The sequence below is a fragment of the Fictibacillus phosphorivorans genome (genome assembly GCF_001619875.1).
Lineage (GTDB): Bacteria > Bacillota > Bacilli > Bacillales > Fictibacillaceae > Fictibacillus > Fictibacillus phosphorivorans_B.
Map to the genome: position 1 here is coordinate 1 of NZ_LRFC01000011.1, position 21,654 is coordinate 21,654.

The window sequence follows — 21,654 nt, forward strand, 5'->3', positions numbered from 1 at the left end:
ACCTATTTCTTTTGTTCAGTTTTCAAAGAACTTTTTCTTTATCGCGTCACTCTCTTAAAGCAGCGACAAAAACTATCTTACCACATATCTTCTTGCGAAGCAACAACTTTTTTCAAAAGTTTATGTTTGTTTTTGTCGAACGTTATGTAAGAAAAGCAACAACGTTTATTACTATATCAGCGATATGGCCTACCGTCAACGCTTTTTTAAAGATTTTATTAAAAAACCTCTTTTCATGTCGAAAAGAGGCTCGTAACCTATAAAGAATACTTCTCCAAAAGGTCGTTTTTCGTCTTCCACACGTCTACAGAAAGGTCGACAAAATACTCTTGTGGATTCAACCTTCTTAAATGCTGTGGCCAGAACAATTGAAGCTGTTCCTGATGATAGCGGCGAATTTCTTCTAATTTTGGAAGCTCATAAACAAGCTTTCCTTCCATATAAACAGGCTGAAGCAGTTCTTCGGCTGTAAATGAAGACACAACCTTGCTTTTATAAGTGTGTACCGGATCGAAAAGCTTAATATCCTTTTCAGGAAGCACTTCATTATCCATTGCGATGTAATCCGCTTCCGCTTTTCCTTTTGCGTTTATAATGCGGTACACCTTTTTATAGCCGGGGGTCGTAATTTTTTCTACATTAGACGAAATCTTAATCGTTGGGACGTACTCTCCATCTTCCAATTTCGCCACCACTTTATAAACACCGCCAAGGGCAGGCTGATCAGCTGCTGTTATAAGCTGTGTTCCTATTCCCCATGATGTAATTTTAGCACCTTGTGCTTTTAAGTCAGTGATCACATCATCATCTAAATCGTTGCTAGCGACAATCACTACATCAGTAAGGCCGGCTTTATCTAACATTTTGCGTGCCTGAATGGAAAGATAAGCTAGGTCACCGCTGTCCAACCGGATGCCTTTTAGCGATTTTCCTGCTTCCTTCATCTTTAAGCCAACCTTTATGGCGTTAGGCACTCCGCTTTTTAAAGTATTGTAAGTATCCACTAGCAAAATGCTTTGATCAGGCAGTGCCTCTGCGAAACGTTTGAAGGCTTCCTCTTCCGTATCGTGGTCTTGGACCCACGCATGTGCATGTGTTCCTTTCGTAGGAATCCCGAATAGCTTTCCAGCACGCATGTTGGAAGTCGCATCAAAACCAGCAATGTATGCGGCACGCGCACCCCAAATCGCTGCATCGGCTTCTTGAGCCCGACGTGTCCCGAACTCCATAAGCTGATCATTCGGGGTTACATGACGAATCCTGGCAGCTTTCGTCGCTATAAGCGTCTGGTAGTTCATGAAATTTAGAAGGGCTGTCTCCAACAGATGTGCTTCAAACACACGACATTTAACACGGATCAATGGCTCGTTAGGAAAAACAATTGTTCCTTCTTTTACAGAGAATAGCTCACCCGTAAATTTGAAGTTTTTTAATTCCTCCAAAAAACCTTCTTCATACCGCTCTTCTTGGGTTCTTAAGTAGTCGATGTCTTCCTCCGTAAAATGAAGGTGCTCTAAATAACGAATAATCCGCTCTAATCCAGCAAATACCGCATAACCGCTCTTAAACGGATTCTTTCGGAAAAAGGCTTCAAATACTCGAATATTATTATGCGTTCCATTTTTCCAATGGGCGTACATCATATTAATCTGATACTTATCGGTATGTAATGCTAAATCTTCATAGCTCATGAATGAATCCCGCCTTTCTCTTGTTTCATTTTTCTCTAATTGTGCGGTTGTTAAACATAGTAAAAGGTCCGGCAACCAACAGGATTACCGGACACCTGATTATTCTGAGATCGATATCCTCTTTTGAATCTCTTTTGTTCCGTTTACGTCCACAACATGATCACCTTGAAATTTCTCACCATTCACACCATAAATCTTTAAGTTGGATTTCCATTGGCTATCTATTGGACTGGCACTAAGAATTAATTCATAGTCTTTAACATCTTTTAATTTATTCATGCTCGCTGGTTTCTCAATAATTAATTTGTATGAACCGTCTGGATTAATTTCGGTTACATCCGAGAGTCCCGATACAATGTAGTTTGGTATATCTAAGTTCCCTTTTATTCGAGTTCCCTCTAACAAGTTTGTTTTTCCTTCTATATAAAGGTATTTATCATCTTTCTGAATATCTGGCTCGTCAATACGAACTTTTGGAGAGCCGTAATCATTAGGTTTGTCCCACTTTGGCTTCTCTATTTTTACAGAAGCACTTGATTCATCCTGAGGGATTTCTAATGTTAAAAGCGTAATATTTCGCTGCATTTCTGATTCTTCATTTAATCTAACAAACGGTCCTTTAAGCTTTTCACCATTCTCTCCGTAATGATCCTTAATCGGTTGATTATCTGAGTTTGGATCAAACTTTAAATTTACTTCTAGTAAGCCTTCTGAGCTTTTTGGGATTTTCAGCTCGGTTTCAAAAGTGCCATCCTCTTTAACCTGTGTATCACCGCGTCCGCCAATAATCGTACCCTCTACGCTATCTAACCAGATAACTAGTCTTGACTCAGGCAAAAGATTTGTTTGACCCTTGATGGTAATCAACTTACCTTTTCGATCTGCCTCTCCTTCAAACCTAACTTCATAATCACCTTGATCCTTTGGTGCATCCGTTTTTGCTTCTTGGGCATTAACTTGTTCTTTTTCGTTACTCTTCGTTGTTGCTTTTTTGACTTCATTATTCGAGCTAGCGGATTCGCTATTGGAACAGCCCGTAATCAGTATGAGTGCAGTTATTACTACTAATAAACTTTTCATTTTCAAAATAGCAGCTCCTATTCCGTTCTAGCTTTCTCAGCATAATCTTGAATCAGTTTAACGACACGATCTCTTTCAGCTGTAAGAGCATCCTTTTTGGTTTCGTGTTTTTCTTTTGCAAATTCCATTAACTTTTCATGTCTCTCTCGGATCAGTTCATCAAGCTTTGTGATCTCTTCATCTTTAAACTTTTTCAACCGTTTCTTTTTTTGGCTCTTCTTTTTTGGGTTCAGAGTTTGAAGCCTTTTGTTCAGAAGAGCATGCTGTTAATAGAAGAATAACAAGTAAGATAAAAGTTAGCGTAAAACTTGTAGACCGATTCATTTTTCCTCTCCTCTACCTCAATGGATGCTTAAGCACCCATCTCTTTCTCTCTTATCTTTTGAATGTGATTATGTTTCATAGCTGGCAGTGCTAAAACGACGGGAATAATAAAAAACGGAAATGATTCTTCTCCTGTAAAAAAGAGAATAAGACTTAGAGGTGCGACCATTCCGTAAATTAGGATGTAAAGAAGTAAATAGACTCGTCTCCATCGTTTTTCTTTTTTTGACATGACTGGCACCTCATTCTTCTTATTAAAATTCTATCTCTTTTTTCGTATGTGTTTTCTGAAAATCTGCTGGTTTTGGGTCAAAGTATTCCATCGTGAACTTTGGTACGAACTTGTTGTTTTGCAGATAACCCGATCCCCATGTTGGGTCCATTGTCAGCCAGCGGCCATCCACTTTCGCCTCTACCCACGCATGATTCTGCCCGGCAAAGCCTGTTACCATCTGCGCTTCCATGCCACTTGCTCGCAAGAGTGCTATCGCTAAATAAGTAAAGTCCTGACAGACTCCTTTCTTCTCATCCAGCGTTTTTAATGCACTGTCATCGAACTCGAATGAACGATTATTTAACTTATCCACATCATAGCTCACGTTTTTTGCGACATAATCGTATACAGCAAGTGCCTTTTCTTTTTCAGTCTTCTTATTTTTAGTCAGTTGATCTGCTAAATTTTTAATTTCAGGCGAATCGGATTGAATTCCTCTTGAAGGCAACGTAAATCGCTGATCTTGTGTATTTGTGTTCTCTACTGTAAATCCAGCAACACCAACGAAATACTGCATATACCCATTTGTAGACGTAAAATCAGGAGCCATAACAGAAACCTCATATTCACCAGGTCCAAATCGCAGGAAGAACTCACCTTCAAACTCATTGTTTCTAACAGGAATGGCATACATGGCCTTCAAGTCACCTTTTGTGGTTTGTACAAAAACAACATCCGTTTTGTTCGCATCTTTCCCATTAGGATCGATACTTCCTTTGATTGTATATGCTAGATCTGCCTTTTCTCCGCTGACTTCAGGAGTCTCCAAGTTAAATCCTTTTTCTTTATATGCCGAAGAGTAAGTAATAGGTTGGAAGGAATCACTTGATAGATTTTTAACAAATAAATTTGCCGCTTCTGAATAAAAATCTGTCATTCCCTCTTTTGGTGTCATGATCTGAACTTCATGAATTCCTTCTCCATAATAAAGAGGAATTTTCTTTGTGAATTTCCCATCCTTAACCGGGATCATAATTTTAGTAGAATCACTCTCTTTTTTAAGCTCCACCATAAGCTGATCTACACTAGCATCCGCAACTTCACCTGCCAACTCGAAGAAACCATCTCTTTCCATATACCCATTTATGGAATTTTTTAACACTAAGTTATGTTTATAAGCGTTCTTCGTAAAAGCAACATCTCGCTTGATTTCAGGATTAACGTTCTCTACATCAAATGATGCAATATCATAATAGTAGTCTTCAGCCGTATCACTAGGCACACTCACCTTAACCGAGTAGTTACCTTTGCCATTAAACAACTGGACCTTCTGTTCAAACTTACCTTCTTTGATAGGAGCATAATAACTAAATTCGCGACCACTTGGTCCATCTACATCACTTCTCACCTTAATCCATACATGGTCAGACTTAAAGCCGCTGTACTTTTTCGCCTTACCTTTAATGAGAACCGTTGAGTTAGCTGTAAACTCTTTGTACTTCGGGCTAGATAAGGTTGCTTCCACTTCTTTTGCATAGGGGAGGAGTTCTAACTTCTCAAGCTCTTCCTCTTTGTTTGCTTCCTGAGCAAGAGTTGTATATTTGTCTTTTTTCTCTTGTAGTTCAGATTGAGCATCAGGGTTTTGATCTGTTGAGCAGGCGGTCAGTGCCAGTACCATGAGCATCAGAAAAATGCTGGTTATTTTTTTTTTCATTTTGCGGTTCTCCTTTGGGTATATTGAACACAGAAACTCCCTGTATATAAAAAAGAAAGAGATGGAAATTTCCATCTCTTATGCAATTCCTATGGGCCAATAATTAATACGGGGTATATTTCTTCTCTTTTTTAGACATAAAAGGCACCTATTCTAAAATTCAATCCGATAATCAGTCCATCCATTTAACTCTTTAATAAAATCAATTTCTGGACCTTTTGCTTTTTGTTTCAGTTTTCTCTTATCTTCAGGAATAAGTTCATCATATTTTAATGCTTCATAACGAGCAGAAGTTTCGATTTTAATTTGATATTTATCTAAATAGTCGATTGTCGTTCCTTCTAGAAGTCCATCATTATTCATAATAATATCAGCTACTGCAGATCTTATTCTTTGATTGGTAGAATCGCTAGTCAATTTGTCTAACAAAATTTTATTAAGTAGTTCTTTTCGTACACCTAGTCCCAAGCCTTGACCTGGTCCACCACCGTTTTTCAACTCATCACTAATAACTTCATTAATAGCCTCGATCTTAGCTTCGTTCTCAGAAAGAAAAGGGTTGAACGTTAATCGTTCTTCTTTCTTTTCTTCAATCTTTTCTTTTAATGTTTTATCAATCACTTCATCTACTTTTCCTGGTAAAGAACGATCGTATTCTTCTACAGATTCCATCACCACTTCATAAATAACAGATGTAGCTGCATAACTGGCTTGTTCTGATGCTGTAGAGGCTTTCTCTTTAATGGCAAACACTTTAGAAAAACTCAACACCACCAGAAACATGATCATGGTTACACCCATCAATCCCATAACTAGCAAACTAATATTTCCCTTTTCCGATTTTACTTTACTTATCATTTGATCACCCTGCTGCTTACCTCAGCATCTAAAGGAATTTTAGGGGTGTTTCCTTTAAATAGTTTTTTTAAGAAGGAGAGTTCAAAATCAACTCCGACATTAGCTGAAAACTGCCGTTCAGATGAGGTGTTTATTGAAGTTCTTGAAGCATTAAAAAGGATACTATCACCAGCTACTGATACAATCTCTCGCGCCGCACTAGTAGCCTCAGCTGTATTCTCTGTCATCGCATAAACTTTAGCGGCTTCATTTGCTGCTGACTGTGTAACGATGAACGCATACGCCCCAGCAAAAAACTGCCATAGTGCAACCATTAATAGCAAAACAAGTGGTACCATTCCTAAAAATTCAATGGCAGCTGAACCCTTTTCACTTTTTAACTTTTTAGGAATACGATACATCACAATTCACTCCATTTATTTATTTTCTCTATTAATTTTCAGCGAATTTATTAAATGTTCTAGCAGGCACTACACCTTGCTCGAGGTTTTTAGCATAAAGTGTAATCATACAAACAATCAACGGGAGTAAAAGCATATTCAACAAAAGTTGGCTAAACAAAATAGCTAAGTAGTTAGCTGTAATGAGGGCCACTCCATATAGAGAAATAATACTAATTAAAAATTCACCCATACTTGTTAATAGAATGATAGTAAACAAGGATAGGAAATTTTTCTTTCCGTATGTGAAGGCCAATTTAAACGTTTTCCATGCTGACTCATCACGCAGGACCGTTAAATAAGGTGTTAGAAAAAAGAAGACGAGAAGTAATACTCCCGGAATAATAAATAACGCTAGTCCCAAGATGCTCAAAAAGGAATAAACTAGACCAAATACATAAACAGAAAAACCATATTTAAATAAAGCAACATAGGCTTTTTTAAGTCTATTCTCTTCACCTTCAATATCGGAGTTTACATATTGAATAAAGGGTAATTGAATGACAACAACTAACATGATGATAAGAAACGCATTAACAAAGTCCCCAATATAGGTAGAGGCAAAATCTACTGTAATGGCATAAATGTAATTCACATAGATGGTGTGCAGGAGTAACACAGGTAGAACTATAGATAAAGAAAGAAGTAATAGGGGACCTATGTTTTGTACATAGATTTTGAATCCTTTTTTGACGTAATTCATATGAACCTCCTTTTCTGTTATTTACACTGGCAAGAGATCCTAATCCCTTGCCAGCTTTTTAATTTCTTAACATAGATAGCGCATCTTTTTGGAACTGATTCTCGCTTCTTTGATTGGTACTTTCTATAAACTTTTTTTCCCATTCTGGTTGATCGTAATAACTTACTTGAGCACCTTGCTCGTTGCTTTCAAACTGCTTTAAATTTTCATGAACTTCAGTAATATATTTTTCGCTGGTAAGATAACCAAAAACATCAAGGGCTTTTTCTATGATTTTAGGATCGCTCTCATTACCATCTATTTCTCTTAATTCTTGTGCAATTGCCATGAAATCTTCTTTAGATTTAAGTTGCAAATGTAAATTTTTGTATTGGGTCAACGTAAACTCATCCATCAGAGAAGTTACTCTTTCTACTGATTTGTCATCTAGTTGACCAGCTGCTACTACTTCTTCATATATTTTTAGTGCCTGATCGTGAAGGTCCTTATATTTTTTATAAGCTTGTTCTAATTCCGTAATCTTGGCAGTAACATTTTCCACGTTATCGGAATTGTGGCGAATATTCGGCCTCACTTGCTCAAGTAAGTCAATCGTATCCTTAAATACTCCTGTTGGCTTATTCATTTCTACTTGCCCTTGATTTACGATTCCAGACAAAAAAGAATTGAACGTAATAAATAATTGATAAGGAGCAATCGCTTCCTCCCTACCACACTCTTTTCCATCAGAGTGTAAGACTAGATATCCTTTTGGTTTTCCAAGTTTATTGTAAACCGATACCTTATAGGCTTTATCATGCGAAATAACATCATATTTTGCTGTATCTATTGTTTCTAAAAAACGTTTATGTTTTTTAAAATTTGCTTCAATTGACATATTTCATCTCCTTAGCCAAAGAGTGAACCTAATCCTTTAGCGATACTCTTTACTCCATCACCAATAGCTTTAACACCGCTCTTAGCAAATTCATAGGTTTTTTGAGCTGCTTTGGCAATTGTTTTACTATGCTTCACAACCATTGCTCCACCGTAAAGAACGGCTCCACCAGCGATAATGAACGGAGCTGCGGCTTGGACCCCTGGAATTGCAGCAGCAACAACACCGGCATTCATCAATGTACTTCCTAAATTTCCAAACCCATCGACTGTGTCACCTTTTTGGAAAGATTTAAACGTATCAATTCCTCCCATAATGGTTCCCGCTGCTGCTACACCTACGTTTAATTTTGAGACAATTCCTAGTACTGGAGCTGCCGCTTGAGTGGCAGGCGGAGTAAACATACCCGTTCCACCAGTAAGGTTTTTAACGATTTGAGTTTTAGTAATTGCAGCCCAGCTATCTTTCATTGCCTGAGCAGCAGGACTCACATTTTTAGCAATATCTCGGCCATCATAGGCCATATCAAATGGTGTTTCTAAGAACGTTCCTTTGGATAGATTCTTCGCAAACAATAATGCTGTATCTAAACCAAGATACTTTAAATTTTTTATACTCATGTCTTCTGCTAGTTCACCACGAGAAAGTTTCCATTCCATTGTGTTTTGGTCTTCCAACATTTTACTAGCAAATGCAAATTGATCGGTGAAGATTTGGCCAGCCCACTTTATTCCATCCCACGGATCTTTTGAATTACCACTCTCTTTCCCAGCCGGCTGATCACCTGAATTTGAATCTGGAGAATTAGGGTCAGGATTCGATGGATTACTTGGGTCAGTATTATTCGAATCTCCTGGTCCCTCTGAATTATTAGGGTTATTTGGATCAACAGTACTAGGATTATTAGGGTTATTCGGATCTACTGCGCCAGGATTATTTGGATTGTTAGGATTTGCAGGATCATTAGGATCTGTATTGTTAGGCTCTTTATTAAATGAGTCCTTCTCAAAAGAATCCTTTTCAAAGGTATTCCCTTCCCACGTGTTTCCTTCCCATGGATTACCCTCAAATTCCTTTCCTTCCCACGGATTTCCCTCCCAAGGGTTAATGGACGCAAATGCTACAACAGGAGTAAACTGAATCACTAATAGTGTAAAAACAGCAAAACCGGCTAGAAAGGGTTTTAATCTTGTTTTCACCTCTTGATCTCCTCTCTAAAACACCCTTATTTAACTTGATATTTTTCATCTATTTCTTTTTTCATTGTTTCAAAAGATTTGTCATTCATAGAGTTCAAATAGTCTTCCACTTCTTTTCCAGACTCTTCTAAAAACAACTCAAATTCATCTTCTTTTGCTTCTAGTGCTTCTCTTTGTTCTTTGAAGATACGATCGCTGTTGTATAGCTTTGTGATAGATCCACCAATATTGTTGGTTAATTTGATTTGTTTGCTGTACCATTCATTCGTGAAGCCAAGCGCTTCAAAACTTCTTTCAACTTTTAGAGCATCAGCTTTTCTCATAGAGTTCGCTTTCCACTCTTCCCATCTCTTCGCAATTTCTTCTACACGTTTAAATTCTTCGGTTAGTTGTTTTTGGTCGCTGATATCTGTGTAGATTCCATTTGCAGCTTTTGCTACATCTTTTAATTGCTTTTGACCGTCAGCATCTACATTAAATCCAATGACATTAAGAATAGGAGAGATATTGGAGTCCACTAATTTTTTTGCAGCCGCTACAGGATCACCGTCACATGTTTCAATTCCATCACTAACTAAAAACACGATATTATTGCTTTTATCAGCAGGGTACTTAGCAAGATCCTTTTGAGCTGTTTCTAAAGCTAATGTAATAGGCGTCCATCCCTTTGGCTGTACTGAGTCTAAAGCCTGTTTAAACGTAGACGAATCATATGGTGAAACTTGATAGATTAACTCTGAGCTGTTACATGAAAGCTGCTTGTCTGCATCAGAGCCCGTACCTTTATGACCGTATACTCTTAAACCGACTTTTGCATTATCAGGCAGCGCCCCAACAAAATTATCAATGGCGACTTTCGCCAGATCCATTTGAGTTTTTCCATCAACTTTTTTAGCCATACTTCCACTAGCATCCAGTACGATCTCGACATTATAATTTTCTTTGAATTGATATCGCGGATCTTCCATATCAGGTGAGCCTAGAGAATATAATTTCCATTTATCTACCAGTGTTGATGGATTAGTGAAGCCGCTCCAATACATAGCCACAATATTATTAAAATACAATTCAAGTGTTTCTTCATCTGCATCTTCAGGTAGTTTTGGCATCGTTTTAAACAGCTGTTCTTCTGCTTCTTTTGAACCAAAAACAGATGTTCCAGCTAGACTCCCATTCGGGTATGTAAAGATCTCGTTTGTTGAGGTTGGGAGAGGTTTTACTTCCTTATTAATCTTAATATCTTCTTGATTAGCAGATGTATTTTGTTTGTCTTCTTTATTTTGACTATCTTTTTTATTTGATTCGTTGCTTTGATTATTGGTTTTTTCCGATTCGGCGTTACTTTTCGTATCGTCATTAGAGCATCCAAATAAAACAGATAAGACGAATGCAAAAGTAAATGATAGTTTTATAAATTTATTACTCAACGCCCTCACTCCTCTGAATTGTATGTATGCTTATAACCTGCAGAAAAATCTGCAGGTTATATAGCATTGAGTAAACTTTTTACTAGGAATTATCCGATATCTTTAACCATTTCAACTAACTTTGTTTTAATAGCCTCACCAAAAGCAGTATCTCCACCAAATACTTGTGAAATCATACCTACGATAATTACGATAACAGCTGCAATCCCTAACCACTCAAGCGATTGTGATCCTTTTTCATTAGATAGTTGGTTCATTAATTTAGCATATAAGTTCATCATTTTTGTATCCTCCTAAGAATGTAAGTTTTAGTTTAGAACATGTTCATTGGATAGACCGTTTGGTAACTCATTCACCTCCGTTAAGATTAAAGAAAGTTAAATAGACTATCATCTCCAAAAAACATGTTTAGTATCATCAAACCAGCAATCATTATAATTGCGGTTGGTGCAACAATAAACGTTGTAATCAATGTAACTTTAGGTGAGGCCTTAGCAGCCTTTTCCTTTGCTAATTCTCTTCTGATCACTCTCATATCAAGTGCTTGTGACTTAAATGTTGTAGCAATTGGTACTCCAAGCTTCTGACCTTGTATTAACGATTTAATGAGCATTTGAAATTCAGGATTATCGTTGCGTCTCAGAAGTTCACGATAAGCATCTTCTCTTGGGACACCAAGGCTAATTTCTTGGTTAAACCTAGAGAATTCCTCATTTATTGGACCTTGGAAATACTTAACGACTTCATTAAGGGTCTTGTCAAGTCCAATACCTGCTTCTAAACTTACACTGACGGTGTCTAAAAAGTCAGGCAGATCGTAACGGAGGTCTTCTTGTCTTCGCTTCGCTTTATTTTTCAGCCACATAATGGCGCCGAAGTATCCAGCTAAGGGAAGAACTATTACACCAAATTGTGAAAATGGTAAACCTAAAAGCATACTTAACAATCCTGCACCAAATCCTACAATAGTAAAGAACATCTTCGTTCCTTGGAACCTCTCTACCGTTAAATCATAAGGATAGGCTGCTTTTCTTAACCAATCTTCTACATCATGTGGTTCACTAAAGAAGTTAATCCGCTGACCAAGTGAAGAGAAATCGTCCGCATACTTTAGTACTCTTTTTATTAATTTCGTATTGGTTGTTTCTCTTTTTCTCACATTAAGTTGATACGTGTCTGTTACTTCCCTAACGTGAGCGATCAAAGCTTGTTTCTTTTTTTGATAAACATATAGATTATACAAACCTATGATTAATAAAAACCATAATAAGAAAACAGAGATAATAATAATGGCATCCATCTGATTACACCCTTATATTGGTTACTTTTCTAACGAGGAAAAACGTCAAAAATGTTCCGACTATAAATAGAACGAGTAATATAATTCCTGGTATGGTAGATAACGGTGCCAAGAAATCGTCCATAATAGTATTCATGATCAAAATGAGGAATATGGGTATCATTGGTAAAATATATGAAATATACCTTTGTTCAGCTGTCATGGTTTGAATCGTTTGGTTTAATATTTTTCGATCTTCTAAGGTTTGTGCCATTCCATCTAAAATAGAGTGCAGGTTACCTCCCGCTCTTTTTTGAATAAGAAGGGTTGCAATGAATAGCTTAAAATCACGCGATGGAATTCTTTTTTGAAAATTTACCATCGCTTTATCAAAATCCACACCAAGTCTAATTTCATTAGCAAGTCTCTTAAATTCTCCACCTGCAGGATTAGCCACTTCTCTTGAAACCAGCTCTACACCTTGCGTTATGGTCATACCTGCTCTTGCAGCATTTCCAAGTAAGCGGCACACTTCTGCTAATTGGGAATCAAAACGTTGTTGATACTTGTTTTTTCGAATCGCGAATAATGTGTAGTAAGTAACTACAACCAGCGCAATGGCAATGAATAGATTGATTGGCATGTGTATATTAAACATAGTGCTTGAAAGGACAGTTACGGCCATTCCACCAACTATAAGCATGGAGTAAAATTCAGATGGCGTGAGTGGAACATTGGCTTGCTGAAGCTTTTCATACATTTTGGCTGCATATGGTGATTGATCAAATCGATCTCCTAGAACGACTAGGTAACTTTTTCTTTTATTTCCAGCACCATACCAAGTTTCTGTTCTTCTCTTCCATTCTTTCTTTTGTGCTCTATAGCCTAAGAAGCTATATATCCCAAAAATTAAAAAAAGAATGGCTAAACTAAATAGAGCGGCTATAGTCATGGAGCTGACCTCCTACTGGCTTGAACATCTCTTCATCAATATCCAATCCAAAAATCTTTAGCCTTTCAAGGCATTTAGGAACAATTCCGGTAGGGGTAAAGTAGCCTCTAACTTCACCCGAGCTTCCCATTCCCGTTTTTTTATACGTAAAGATTTCTTGTATCTGGACCTTACCTTGAGAATCAGTAATTAGCTCAGATATCGAAACAATCTTTCTTTTACCATCTGTCAGCCTTTCACCTTGAACGATAAAATCGATGGCTCCTACGATGTATTCTCGAATTACGCTTGTGGGCAAGTCCATCCCTGACATGATGACCATCCCTTCAACACGCCCTAACGCATCTCGAGGTGAGTTAGCATGGACTGTCGTTAACGAACCTTCGTGACCGGTATTCATCGCTTGCAACATATCAAAAGCTTCAGGTCCGCGAACCTCACCGACTATAATTCGGTCAGGACGCATCCTCAACGAGTTTTTAACGAGTTGTCTGATCGTAATCTCACCTGATCCCTCAACGTTAGCGGGTCTCGCTTCCATTCCAACTACGTTTGGCCGGTTTAGCCTTAATTCGGCAGAATCTTCTATCGTAATAACCCGTTCGTTAAATGGAATGGAACGAGCTACTCCGTTTAAGAGTGTCGTCTTACCACTACCTGTTCCTCCAGAGATGATTATATTCATCTTTGCTGTAACAATGGCTTGCAAAAAGGAACTCATCTCTTCGTTTAACGATTCAAGCTTGATCAGCTCTTCCATCGTTAATGGATCTTTTCTAAATTTACGAATGGAAACTAAAGTACCTTTTAAACTAACTGGAGGAATGACTGCATTCACACGGCTGCCATCGTGTAACCTGGCATCTACCATAGGAGAGCTTTCATCTATCCTTCGTCCTAAAGGAGCAACGACCCGATCAATGATATGGCGCACATGCGCTTCGTCTCTAAACTTCATATTTGTAAGTTCGAGTCTGCCCCTTTTCTCGATGTATACTTCGTCATGGCCGTTAATGAGAATTTCAGTGATGTCAGTGTCGTTAAGTAAAGCTTCTAACGGTCCGAACCCTACTGATTCATCAATCAGCTTCGTCAATAATTTCTCTTTATCACTTCTCGGAATAACGACTTTTTCTTCTTGCATAAATTGTGTGACGACTCGTTCAATGGCTAGTCTCATTTCTGCTCTAGACAAATTAGTAATCTGATCTAGATTTGACTCATTCAACAACCGGGTTTTATAATGTTCCACTAATTCATCAATAAAAGGGTTATTATAAGAAGAAAAACTTTGCTCTTGATTAGAACTGTCGTTTAATGGTTCTGGAATTTTCCTATTAAAGAGCGACATATCCTTCTCTCCTTTCTACTTCAAAGTCGAAGCAACCCATTTTTTTATTCCTTTGGCAGCAATAGAAATCTTCTTTTCATTCGGTTCTTTTCTTAACGGCGTGCTATTATTGATTGCTGTTTGAATCCCTTTTAGATCTCGGTTTATTTCTGCAACAACCGGTTTTGTTAATAAGTTCTTAAAGTCTTTTATCGTAAGTTCGTTTTCTTTACCCACTTGATTAAAAACAAAGAATAGACGGTTTTCTGTATTGATACTTAGTCTACTGAAGAGTTCTTCTGTATTTTTGTAAACTCTTAATGAAGGGGTATCTAAGTTCATGACGTAATAAATTAAATCTGATTCCTCTAATGCTGTAACATTCACTTCATTCATGTATGCCGGAAGATCTACAATTACATAGTCATAAGCTCGTCTACACGTCCTTAATAGCTTTGATATAAATTCTGTGTCTACCATTTCAGCTGCCTCTGCATCACAAGGACTCAACAAAACCTCTAACGAAGAATATTTTTCTTTTTGAGAAACGTTCTTTATATGCCCCTCGTTTAATTCTTCAATAACTGGCTTCAAATCAACGATAGATCTGCTCTCGTCCAGTCCTAGAAAAGCTTCTGCTCCACCATATTGAAGATTTAAATCGATAAATAAAACTTGTGCTGTTGAATCTAGTTTTAACGTTTGGGCAAAAGATGTGGAAAGAAGAGTCTTCCCGCTTCCGCCTTTCCCACTATAGAAAGAAATAATCGTCCCTTTGCCTTTTTTAAAGCTTTGTGCGTTACCTTCTTGTTTTTTGTTTTGTTCGATGAGTTTGCACACTTTAGCTAAAGAATCATGCAAAAGTGTTTGTTCCTCTGGAAGGACAAAGAAATCAACCGCTCCTACTCTTATAACTTCACGTAATAATTCAAAGTCAGGTACATCCGAAACAAATATGATCTGTATGGAAGGATTAATAGAGTGGATGCTTTGTACCATCTCAACACTTTGTTCCAGTGACAGCTTGGCCACAATAGCTATGTCTGGTGCTTGTCGATCTATTTCTTTAGCCATTTGAAATGGCAATACATGTTCTACTTGTTCATATTCAAGCAAAGAATTACTAATATTCTCTTTTAGCAGTGTATCTTCACTAATGACTACAATTTTTTGACGCATATTCATTTATTGAACCTCCAGATACTTTTCTGATGAATGAAGCTACTCTTTTTTTGGTGCTGGTGCAGGAGCTGGTTTTGCTGCTGGCTTAGGTTCTGCAGGTGGTGTTTTCTCTGGAGCTTTAGGTGCTGGTGTCTCTGTCTTGGATTCTTCTGATTTTTTTTGTTCATTATTTGATTCAGATCTTCCAACATTCGCTTTAAGTATACGTACACTATCTGCATAATTTTGCATGTGTATCAGCTTAGGTGCATCTTCTGCTGATACTTCTAATGCAACTCCTTTAAAATTCCCATTTTTAGTTCCAACACTAGATACAAGGACATCACTCATAAACAATTCCGTCTTTGGTTTATCATCAAATTTATGCGAGATAATAATATCTACACGATCCGATGCTTCAAGCAGTTGGTCAAAGCTTACTTTTTCTGAGGACATTACTGTGACGAGTCTATTGTTTTGATCTCGTACTGTTGATGCTTCCTTTAGCATGTTTGTTGTAATAACATCATCTGGTGATAGAGGAATGATAGAAACCCTATTTGCTAACTTATTTTTGTCGATGATATGTTTGTTTGTTATGTATTTATTAGGGATCTCGATCGTTTTAACTTGGCTTGGTTTAATTAATTCACGAGAAGGTATTTCAGTTTTGGCTACATAAACAGGTGTTGTATCTCCTAGCTGATTATTCAAGGCTTTAACTTTTTGAAGAAACATAACTCCTGCAAGAATTGCTAGTAATACAGATAACGTAATAAAAATAATGGCTTTTCTTTTAGACTCCAGCATTAGTGTGTTTGACCTCTCTCTCAAAATTGCTATTTCGGTAAAATTTTCCGTTAAAATATAGAACACGCCAATTTTCTATGCCAAAACTATCACAGATTTTCCAACAGCGTCAACCCCTCTAAATCCTTGGCTCATAAAGGTTTTAGGGACTTATCCACAACCTTCTTACTACCCGCTTTCATACTTCGACCTTTTTCGACAACCCTACTAAATAACTATACTAGGAATATAATCATGCGTTATATACATAAATAACCATTAATGCTAAATTTTAAATTCCACATTTCTTCCAATCCAAAACCTAAAAAGCTGTATACCAAGGGTTTTGGTGCTTTTGAACCGTTATTTTCTTACTAGGAAAAAAGGATTAAATAAGAAAAAACCATTTAAACACTTGTTTAGATGGTTTTTCTGCTTTATTTTTTTAATTCTCCTAACCATTTCCATGAATATCCGGGGTGCCACGTATCATAATTGACATTTTTGATTACTTTTTTTTCACCAGGTTTTATTGTAATGGCTTCCGTCACATGAGTAAAAACCTTCTTGCCCTTTTTATTCTTAATGGTAATTTCAACTTTTCCTTTATAGGTATACTGTTTATTGAAATTAGCTGCATATATATCGTATGCCGTAAATCTCTTAATTTTTTCTGGATTTACAACAAGCTCTAAATTCTTAAAAGACTCATTATTTGGATCACCGCGATCTTCATATGTTTCTTCAAGTAAGGCAAAGGCTTCTTTTTTCATATGTTCATCCATCATATCAACAAATTTAATAACTCCATTCATTACTAGTAAACATGATGCAATACAACCAATTGCCCAGTAAACACCTGTTCGAGTTCTGCCTAATTTTTTATAATAATTGAAGGAGGTAATAGCTAGTATAAGTCCAAATGCAAATGCACCTACGTTAAACCAAAACACACCTGTTAGTTCAGTCCCCATCTGTTTTGTTCCTCTCTTCTTTTCACTGTACCTCTTTTACGCTCAAACCCAAATGAAGTTCCTAAATCAAAAGTTGAGATCAAAAAATCAACCTCAACAACTCCTCACGGTAATAAAACGTCACCAACGCCCCAACTGCTAAATATGGACCGAAGGGAATCGCTGTCTTTCGTGTATATTTCTTCGTCGCCAGCCCTCCGATTGCGACTAACACACCTACAATTGATGCAAACATTAATGTCAGATACGCCCCCTGAAACCCAAGCACCAATCCCAAAACACCCATCAGCTTAATGTCACCGCCTCCCATTCCGCCTTTAGAAAGAATGGCTAACAGCAGCAGAAACAAAAATCCTAGCAGGCTTCCCGCTATAGCATCCACCCAGCCTCTATATTCGAAAATCACTTGCAGCGCCAAAAACCACACGAAAAAGACGATCAGCACTTTGTCTGAAATGATGAAGTACAACAAGTCGGAAACTGTAATAATTGCGCATAACAACACAATTGAACATGCTAATAACAGTTCAACCGAAAAACCGTATTTGATGTAAGAAAAACTATAGAGAGCACCCGTCCCAAACTCAACCAGTGTATAGAGAAGTGGAATCTGCTTTTGACATGTCTTGCATTTTCCGCGTGCCGCAAGAATAGAAACAATCGGAAACAGCTCATACCAGTGCAGCTGTCTTTCGCAGTGATCACATTGTGACCGATCAACTCCCAAAACCTTCATCCCTTTTGGCAAACGATATCCGATAACACCGCCAAATGAAGCAAGCACTGCACCTAATATAAAAAACCAACCGCTCCAAACGATTTCCATTTCTTCACTTCTCCCTCTACCTTCATTCTGCACACTATTATAATGAAGAAACTAATTTTTCGCACGCTTCTTCTTTAAAGTTATCGGCTGCCTTTTTCATTTGTTTTCCTCCCATACTAAAAAGGAATGCCCGGTTTTGGGCATTCCTTTTACTCATTTTTCTCTATTCAACTAAGAATACAAAGTAGCTGATGAAGACGATGAACAGAACCCACATGATCGGGTGAACTTCTTTTACACGACCCTTTACAGTCATTGTTAACGGGTACATCACGAATCCTAATGCGATCCCTGTTGCGATGCTGTATGTGAGTGGCATAGCGATCAGCGTTAAGAATGCAGGTACTGCGATCTCAAGACGTTCCCACTTGATTTTGCTTAATACAGATACCATCAGTACACCGACGATGATGAGTGCTGGCGCTGTTACAGATGGGGTAACAACAACTAATAATGGCGAGAAGAAAAGAGCTAATAAGAACAATCCACCTGTTACAACAGACGTGAATCCTGTACGACCACCTGCAGCTACACCTGAAGCTGACTCAATGTAAGCTGTTGTTGAAGATGTACCAAGGATTGCACCAACTGCGATCGCGGATGAATCGGCAAGCAGCGCTTTACCTGCTCGCGGCAGCTTGTTGTCTTTCATGATTCCTGCTTGTGATGCAACCGCCATCAACGTTCCTGCTGTATCAAAGAAATCTACGATAAAGAATGTTAATACAACAATCATCATATCGATTGTGAAAATTTGATCGAAGTGACTGAATGCTTGTCCGAATGTTGGTGCAAGGCTTGGGATCGCACCAACAATTTTGTCCGGCTTGTCGATTAAACCAGCGAAAATACCTACTACTGCTGTGATGACCATTCCATAGAAGATACCTCCACGGATGTTTCGGATCATCATTAAGATCGTTACGATAAAGCCAAAGATCGCGAGTAGTGTTGGACCCGTTGTTAAATCACCAAGAGAAACAAGTGTAGCTTTATTAGGTGCGATAATTCCTGCATTTTTCAACCCGATAAATGCGATGAACAAACCGATACCGGATGCTGCAGCAAACTTAAGATCTTGAGGAATTGCGTTTATGATCGTTTCACGAATCTTGAATAATGTAATAAAAATAAAAATAATACCAGACATTAATACCCCAGCAAGTGCTGTTTGCCACGGGATATCCATTACTAAAACAACAGAGTAAGCAAAGAATGCGTTAAGCCCCATTCCTGGCGCGAGCGCGATCGGATACTTAGCTACAATTCCCATGAACAGTGTACCGAGAGCCGCTGCAAGTGCTGTCGCTGTAAATACTGCACCTTTATCCATACCCGCGTCACCCAGAACCATTGGGTTTACGAATAATATATAAGCCATAGCAAGGAAAGTTGTTAATCCTGCTGTTGCTTCTTTTTTGTAAGATGTGTTGAACTCCTTAAAGCCAAAATACTTATCCATGTTTATATCCCCCTATACTCGATCTACGTATAAAAACGAAAGCTATTTCCAGTTGCTTGGATGAGGTTGATTTCCGTTTCAGGTGCTCGCTTTCCGCGGGGCAGGCGGTGAGCCACATTTGTACGTTTCACTTTTAAGTGTCTCACCTGCCCGCCTGTCCCGCAGGAGTCTCGCACCTTACACTCCAATCAACTTTTCAAAGAGGAATTTTCAGAAAACCTTCATTAGAAGCAACTTATAGAAAATAACCAATAAAAAAGACCCAAGGGAACTTGCCCTTGGGTCTGAATACGTAAGAGTTAATGAAACAACAAGGCATGTGCAAAAGAACAAAAAGAGCAAATGCGAGATGTTTCAAAAATCCTTCGTAGTCAGACCATTTACGGCAGTCTGGTAGAAACTTTCGGGCCATATCCCCGAATTTATACGTAGGAAATACATTAAGTTTTTCATTACTATTTGAGTATAGGTCGAACTTTGTCGTACGTCAAGCATTTTTACGAATGATTTTATGTTATTTTACAATAATCGTTCGTGTTTTCGTTTTTTACCTACTCCCACTCGATTGTTGCAGGTGGTTTTGAAGTAATATCATAAACGACGCGGTTGATGTGATCCACTTCGTTAACGATACGTGTAGAGATCTTCTCTAAAACATCCCAAGGGATACGAGCCCAGTCAGAAGTCATTCCATCGATCGATGTAACCGCACGGATACCGATTGTATAATCATACGTACGTGCGTCACCCATAACACCTACACTGCGGATGTCAGGAAGTACTGTGAAATATTGCCACACGTCACGATCCAATCCAGCGTTCAAGATTTCTTCGCGAAGGATAGCATCTGAGTCACGGACGATTTTGAGCTTCTCTTCTGTAATCGCTCCAAGTACACGGATTCCAAGACCTGGTCCTGGGAACGGCTGACGCCAAACGATATGTTCAGGAATCCCAAGTTCTGTACCTACTTTACGAACCTCATCTTTAAATAGTGTGTTAAGAGGCTCGATCAGTTTGAACTGCATGTCTTCAGGAAGACCTCCAACGTTATGGTGAGACTTGATTGTTTGTGCAGTCGCTGTTCCACTTTCTACGATATCTGTGTAAAGCGTTCCTTGAGCAAGGAATTCGATACCTTGGAGCTTTGATGCTTCTTCATCAAATACATAGATGAATTCGTTACCGATAATTTTGCGCTTCTTCTCAGGATCTGACACACCTTCAAGCTTACCAAGGAAACGGTCCTTCGCATCGACTTTGATGATGTTGATGTTGAATCCTTCACTGAAGGTCTTCATCACTTGATCTGCTTCATCTTTACGAAGAAGGCCATGATCAACGAAGATACATGTTAATTGATCACCGATCGCTTTGTGAACGAGTACCGCAACAACAGAAGAATCTACTCCGCCTGACATCGCGCAGATAACTTTTTTATCGCCAACAACGTCACGGATTTTTTGGATTTCATCTTCAATCCAGTTTTCCATCGTCCAGTTACCTTCACATTCACAAACGGATTTTACGAAGTTATCTAGAAACTCGATACCGTGCTCTGAATGACGAACTTCTGGGTGGAATTGTACGCCGTAAAGTTTACGAGACACATCACTCATCGCTGCTACAGGACAAGAAATACTTGTAGCGTCTGTTACGAAACCTTCTGGTGGCGCAACAACTAAGTCACTATGGCTCATCCACACAACTTGCTGTTCTGGAAGGTTTTCATAAAGTTTGTTTGTGTTCGTAACGGTAATGGAAGCTTTTCCGTATTCACGATGGCTCGCCCGCTCAACTTTACCGCCAAAGTGGTAACTCATCAGCTGCATACCATAACAGATACCAAGCACTGGGATATCCAGATCAAAGATAGCTGGATCACAAGCTGGTGCTCCTTCTGCATAAACAGAGTTAGGTCCACCAGAGAAAATGATACCTTTTGGATTCATCTTCTTTATCTCTTCCACTGTTGTAGTGTGCGGATGCAATTCACTGTATACTCCTAAGTCACGGATACGACGTGCAATCAACTGATTGTATTGTCCACCGAAATCTAACACAACGATCATTTCGCTCATTACGTGCAAATCATTCGTTACGCTCATGTACTCACCCCATCTATTAGTGTCAGCTATAGTATCCGTCAGCTTGTCTAACTTTATAAACAAAAAGAATTCTACCCTTGTTTTCTACATACAAAAACAAAGGCAGAATTCCTTAAAATGTAGCTATAAAGAATCCTGCCTTCATAGTCAGGTCGTTATCGGCAACCCGGTAGAGACTCTCGAACCTTATTATCGAGGATATACGAAGGAGAATAAAATCTGACGCTATAATCTTAAAGACATTCT

General features: G+C 38.3%; 24 protein-coding genes and 2 riboswitches. Of the genes, 1 reads left to right on the plus strand and 23 read right to left on the minus strand.

Annotation, left to right across the window (positions count from 1 at the left end; translation table 11 throughout):
- A partial coding sequence (locus AWM68_RS21880) for a hypothetical protein (protein WP_231868396.1) occupies nucleotides 1-263 on the plus strand: 263 nt, incomplete at its 5' end.
- On the opposite strand, the gene AWM68_RS07870 is transcribed toward AWM68_RS21880, so the two are convergent.
- The 23 genes from AWM68_RS07870 to guaA form a co-directional block, all read right to left on the minus strand.
- Complete coding sequence (locus AWM68_RS07870) at nucleotides 258-1,691, minus strand: nicotinate phosphoribosyltransferase (protein ID WP_066239611.1); 1,434 nt, start codon at nucleotides 1,689-1,691, stop codon at nucleotides 258-260. The two genes, AWM68_RS21880 and AWM68_RS07870, sit on opposite strands and share 6 nt — an antisense overlap.
- A gap of 99 nt (nucleotides 1,692-1,790) precedes the next feature.
- Nucleotides 1,791-2,777 (minus strand): hypothetical protein, encoded by a 987-nt coding sequence (locus AWM68_RS07875; RefSeq protein WP_066239614.1) that lies wholly within the window; start codon nucleotides 2,775-2,777, stop codon nucleotides 1,791-1,793.
- Nucleotides 2,778-2,788: 11 nt separating this feature from the next.
- Nucleotides 2,789-2,968, minus strand: a complete 180-nt coding sequence (locus AWM68_RS07880) for a hypothetical protein (RefSeq protein WP_066239616.1) — start codon at nucleotides 2,966-2,968, stop codon at nucleotides 2,789-2,791.
- Complete coding sequence (locus AWM68_RS21335) at nucleotides 2,955-3,095, minus strand: hypothetical protein (protein ID WP_156488341.1); 141 nt, start codon at nucleotides 3,093-3,095, stop codon at nucleotides 2,955-2,957. The genes AWM68_RS07880 and AWM68_RS21335 overlap by 14 nt, the downstream gene beginning before the upstream one ends.
- 28 nt (nucleotides 3,096-3,123) lie before the next feature.
- Nucleotides 3,124-3,327, minus strand: a complete 204-nt coding sequence (locus AWM68_RS07885) for a hypothetical protein (RefSeq protein ID WP_066239618.1) — start codon at nucleotides 3,325-3,327, stop codon at nucleotides 3,124-3,126.
- Nucleotides 3,328-3,349: 22 nt separating this feature from the next.
- Nucleotides 3,350-5,023, minus strand: a complete 1,674-nt coding sequence (locus AWM68_RS07890; protein ID WP_066239621.1) for a transglutaminase domain-containing protein — start codon at nucleotides 5,021-5,023, stop codon at nucleotides 3,350-3,352.
- A gap of 153 nt (nucleotides 5,024-5,176) precedes the next feature.
- Nucleotides 5,177-5,842 (minus strand): hypothetical protein, encoded by a 666-nt coding sequence (locus tag AWM68_RS07895; protein WP_197468145.1) that lies wholly within the window; start codon nucleotides 5,840-5,842, stop codon nucleotides 5,177-5,179.
- Between the two features lie 35 nt (nucleotides 5,843-5,877).
- A complete protein-coding gene (locus AWM68_RS07900; protein ID WP_066239626.1) occupies nucleotides 5,878-6,282 on the minus strand; it encodes a TadE/TadG family type IV pilus assembly protein in 405 nt (134 codons plus the stop codon).
- A 31-nt stretch (nucleotides 6,283-6,313) separates the two neighbouring features.
- Complete coding sequence (locus tag AWM68_RS07905; RefSeq protein WP_066239629.1) at nucleotides 6,314-7,024, minus strand: hypothetical protein; 711 nt, start codon at nucleotides 7,022-7,024, stop codon at nucleotides 6,314-6,316.
- Nucleotides 7,025-7,082: 58 nt separating this feature from the next.
- Nucleotides 7,083-7,901, minus strand: a complete 819-nt coding sequence (locus AWM68_RS07910) for a hypothetical protein (protein WP_066239632.1) — start codon at nucleotides 7,899-7,901, stop codon at nucleotides 7,083-7,085.
- A gap of 11 nt (nucleotides 7,902-7,912) precedes the next feature.
- Nucleotides 7,913-9,100, minus strand: a complete 1,188-nt coding sequence (locus AWM68_RS21985) for a hypothetical protein (protein ID WP_066239636.1) — start codon at nucleotides 9,098-9,100, stop codon at nucleotides 7,913-7,915.
- A gap of 26 nt (nucleotides 9,101-9,126) precedes the next feature.
- On the minus strand, nucleotides 9,127-10,527 hold the full coding sequence (locus tag AWM68_RS07920) for a vWA domain-containing protein (RefSeq protein WP_082820626.1): 1,401 nt from the start codon (nucleotides 10,525-10,527) through the stop codon (nucleotides 9,127-9,129).
- A gap of 89 nt (nucleotides 10,528-10,616) precedes the next feature.
- Complete coding sequence (locus AWM68_RS07925) at nucleotides 10,617-10,808, minus strand: hypothetical protein (RefSeq protein WP_066239640.1); 192 nt, start codon at nucleotides 10,806-10,808, stop codon at nucleotides 10,617-10,619.
- An 86-nt stretch (nucleotides 10,809-10,894) separates the two neighbouring features.
- Nucleotides 10,895-11,827 carry a type II secretion system F family protein gene (locus AWM68_RS07930; RefSeq protein ID WP_066239643.1) on the minus strand — a complete coding sequence of 311 codons (933 nt, stop codon included), beginning with the start codon at nucleotides 11,825-11,827 and terminating at the stop codon, nucleotides 10,895-10,897.
- 4 nt (nucleotides 11,828-11,831) lie between these two features.
- Nucleotides 11,832-12,758, minus strand: coding sequence for a type II secretion system F family protein (locus tag AWM68_RS07935; protein ID WP_066239645.1), 927 nt, complete (start codon nucleotides 12,756-12,758; stop codon nucleotides 11,832-11,834).
- On the minus strand, nucleotides 12,736-14,109 hold the full coding sequence (locus AWM68_RS07940; RefSeq protein WP_066239648.1) for a CpaF family protein: 1,374 nt from the start codon (nucleotides 14,107-14,109) through the stop codon (nucleotides 12,736-12,738). Before AWM68_RS07940 ends, AWM68_RS07935 begins: the two co-directional genes overlap by 23 nt.
- A gap of 15 nt (nucleotides 14,110-14,124) precedes the next feature.
- Nucleotides 14,125-15,273: an AAA family ATPase gene (locus AWM68_RS07945; protein ID WP_066239650.1), complete on the minus strand. Its 1,149-nt coding sequence runs from the start codon at nucleotides 15,271-15,273 to the stop codon at nucleotides 14,125-14,127.
- A gap of 36 nt (nucleotides 15,274-15,309) precedes the next feature.
- A complete protein-coding gene (gene cpaB, locus AWM68_RS07950; RefSeq protein WP_066239654.1) occupies nucleotides 15,310-16,059 on the minus strand; it encodes a Flp pilus assembly protein CpaB in 750 nt (249 codons plus the stop codon).
- Nucleotides 16,060-16,475: 416 nt separating this feature from the next.
- The gene (locus tag AWM68_RS07955; protein ID WP_066239657.1) at nucleotides 16,476-17,012 is read right to left on the minus strand and encodes a hypothetical protein; all 537 of its coding nucleotides are present in this window, start codon (nucleotides 17,010-17,012) and stop codon (nucleotides 16,476-16,478) included.
- 79 nt (nucleotides 17,013-17,091) lie between these two features.
- Nucleotides 17,092-17,838 carry a prepilin peptidase gene (locus AWM68_RS07960; RefSeq protein ID WP_066239660.1) on the minus strand — a complete coding sequence of 249 codons (747 nt, stop codon included), beginning with the start codon at nucleotides 17,836-17,838 and terminating at the stop codon, nucleotides 17,092-17,094.
- 163 nt (nucleotides 17,839-18,001) lie between these two features.
- On the minus strand, nucleotides 18,002-19,300 hold the full coding sequence (locus AWM68_RS07965; RefSeq protein WP_066239662.1) for an NCS2 family permease: 1,299 nt from the start codon (nucleotides 19,298-19,300) through the stop codon (nucleotides 18,002-18,004).
- A 23-nt stretch (nucleotides 19,301-19,323) separates the two neighbouring features.
- On the minus strand, nucleotides 19,324-19,476 hold the full coding sequence (locus AWM68_RS21705; RefSeq protein ID WP_197468146.1) for a hypothetical protein: 153 nt from the start codon (nucleotides 19,474-19,476) through the stop codon (nucleotides 19,324-19,326).
- 172 nt (nucleotides 19,477-19,648) lie between these two features.
- Nucleotides 19,649-19,750: riboswitch (purine riboswitch) on the minus strand.
- 101 nt (nucleotides 19,751-19,851) lie between these two features.
- Nucleotides 19,852-21,408: a glutamine-hydrolyzing GMP synthase gene (guaA, locus tag AWM68_RS07970; protein WP_066239665.1), complete on the minus strand. Its 1,557-nt coding sequence runs from the start codon at nucleotides 21,406-21,408 to the stop codon at nucleotides 19,852-19,854.
- Between the two features lie 124 nt (nucleotides 21,409-21,532).
- Nucleotides 21,533-21,634: riboswitch (purine riboswitch) on the minus strand.
- Nucleotides 21,635-21,654 lie beyond the last annotated feature (20 nt).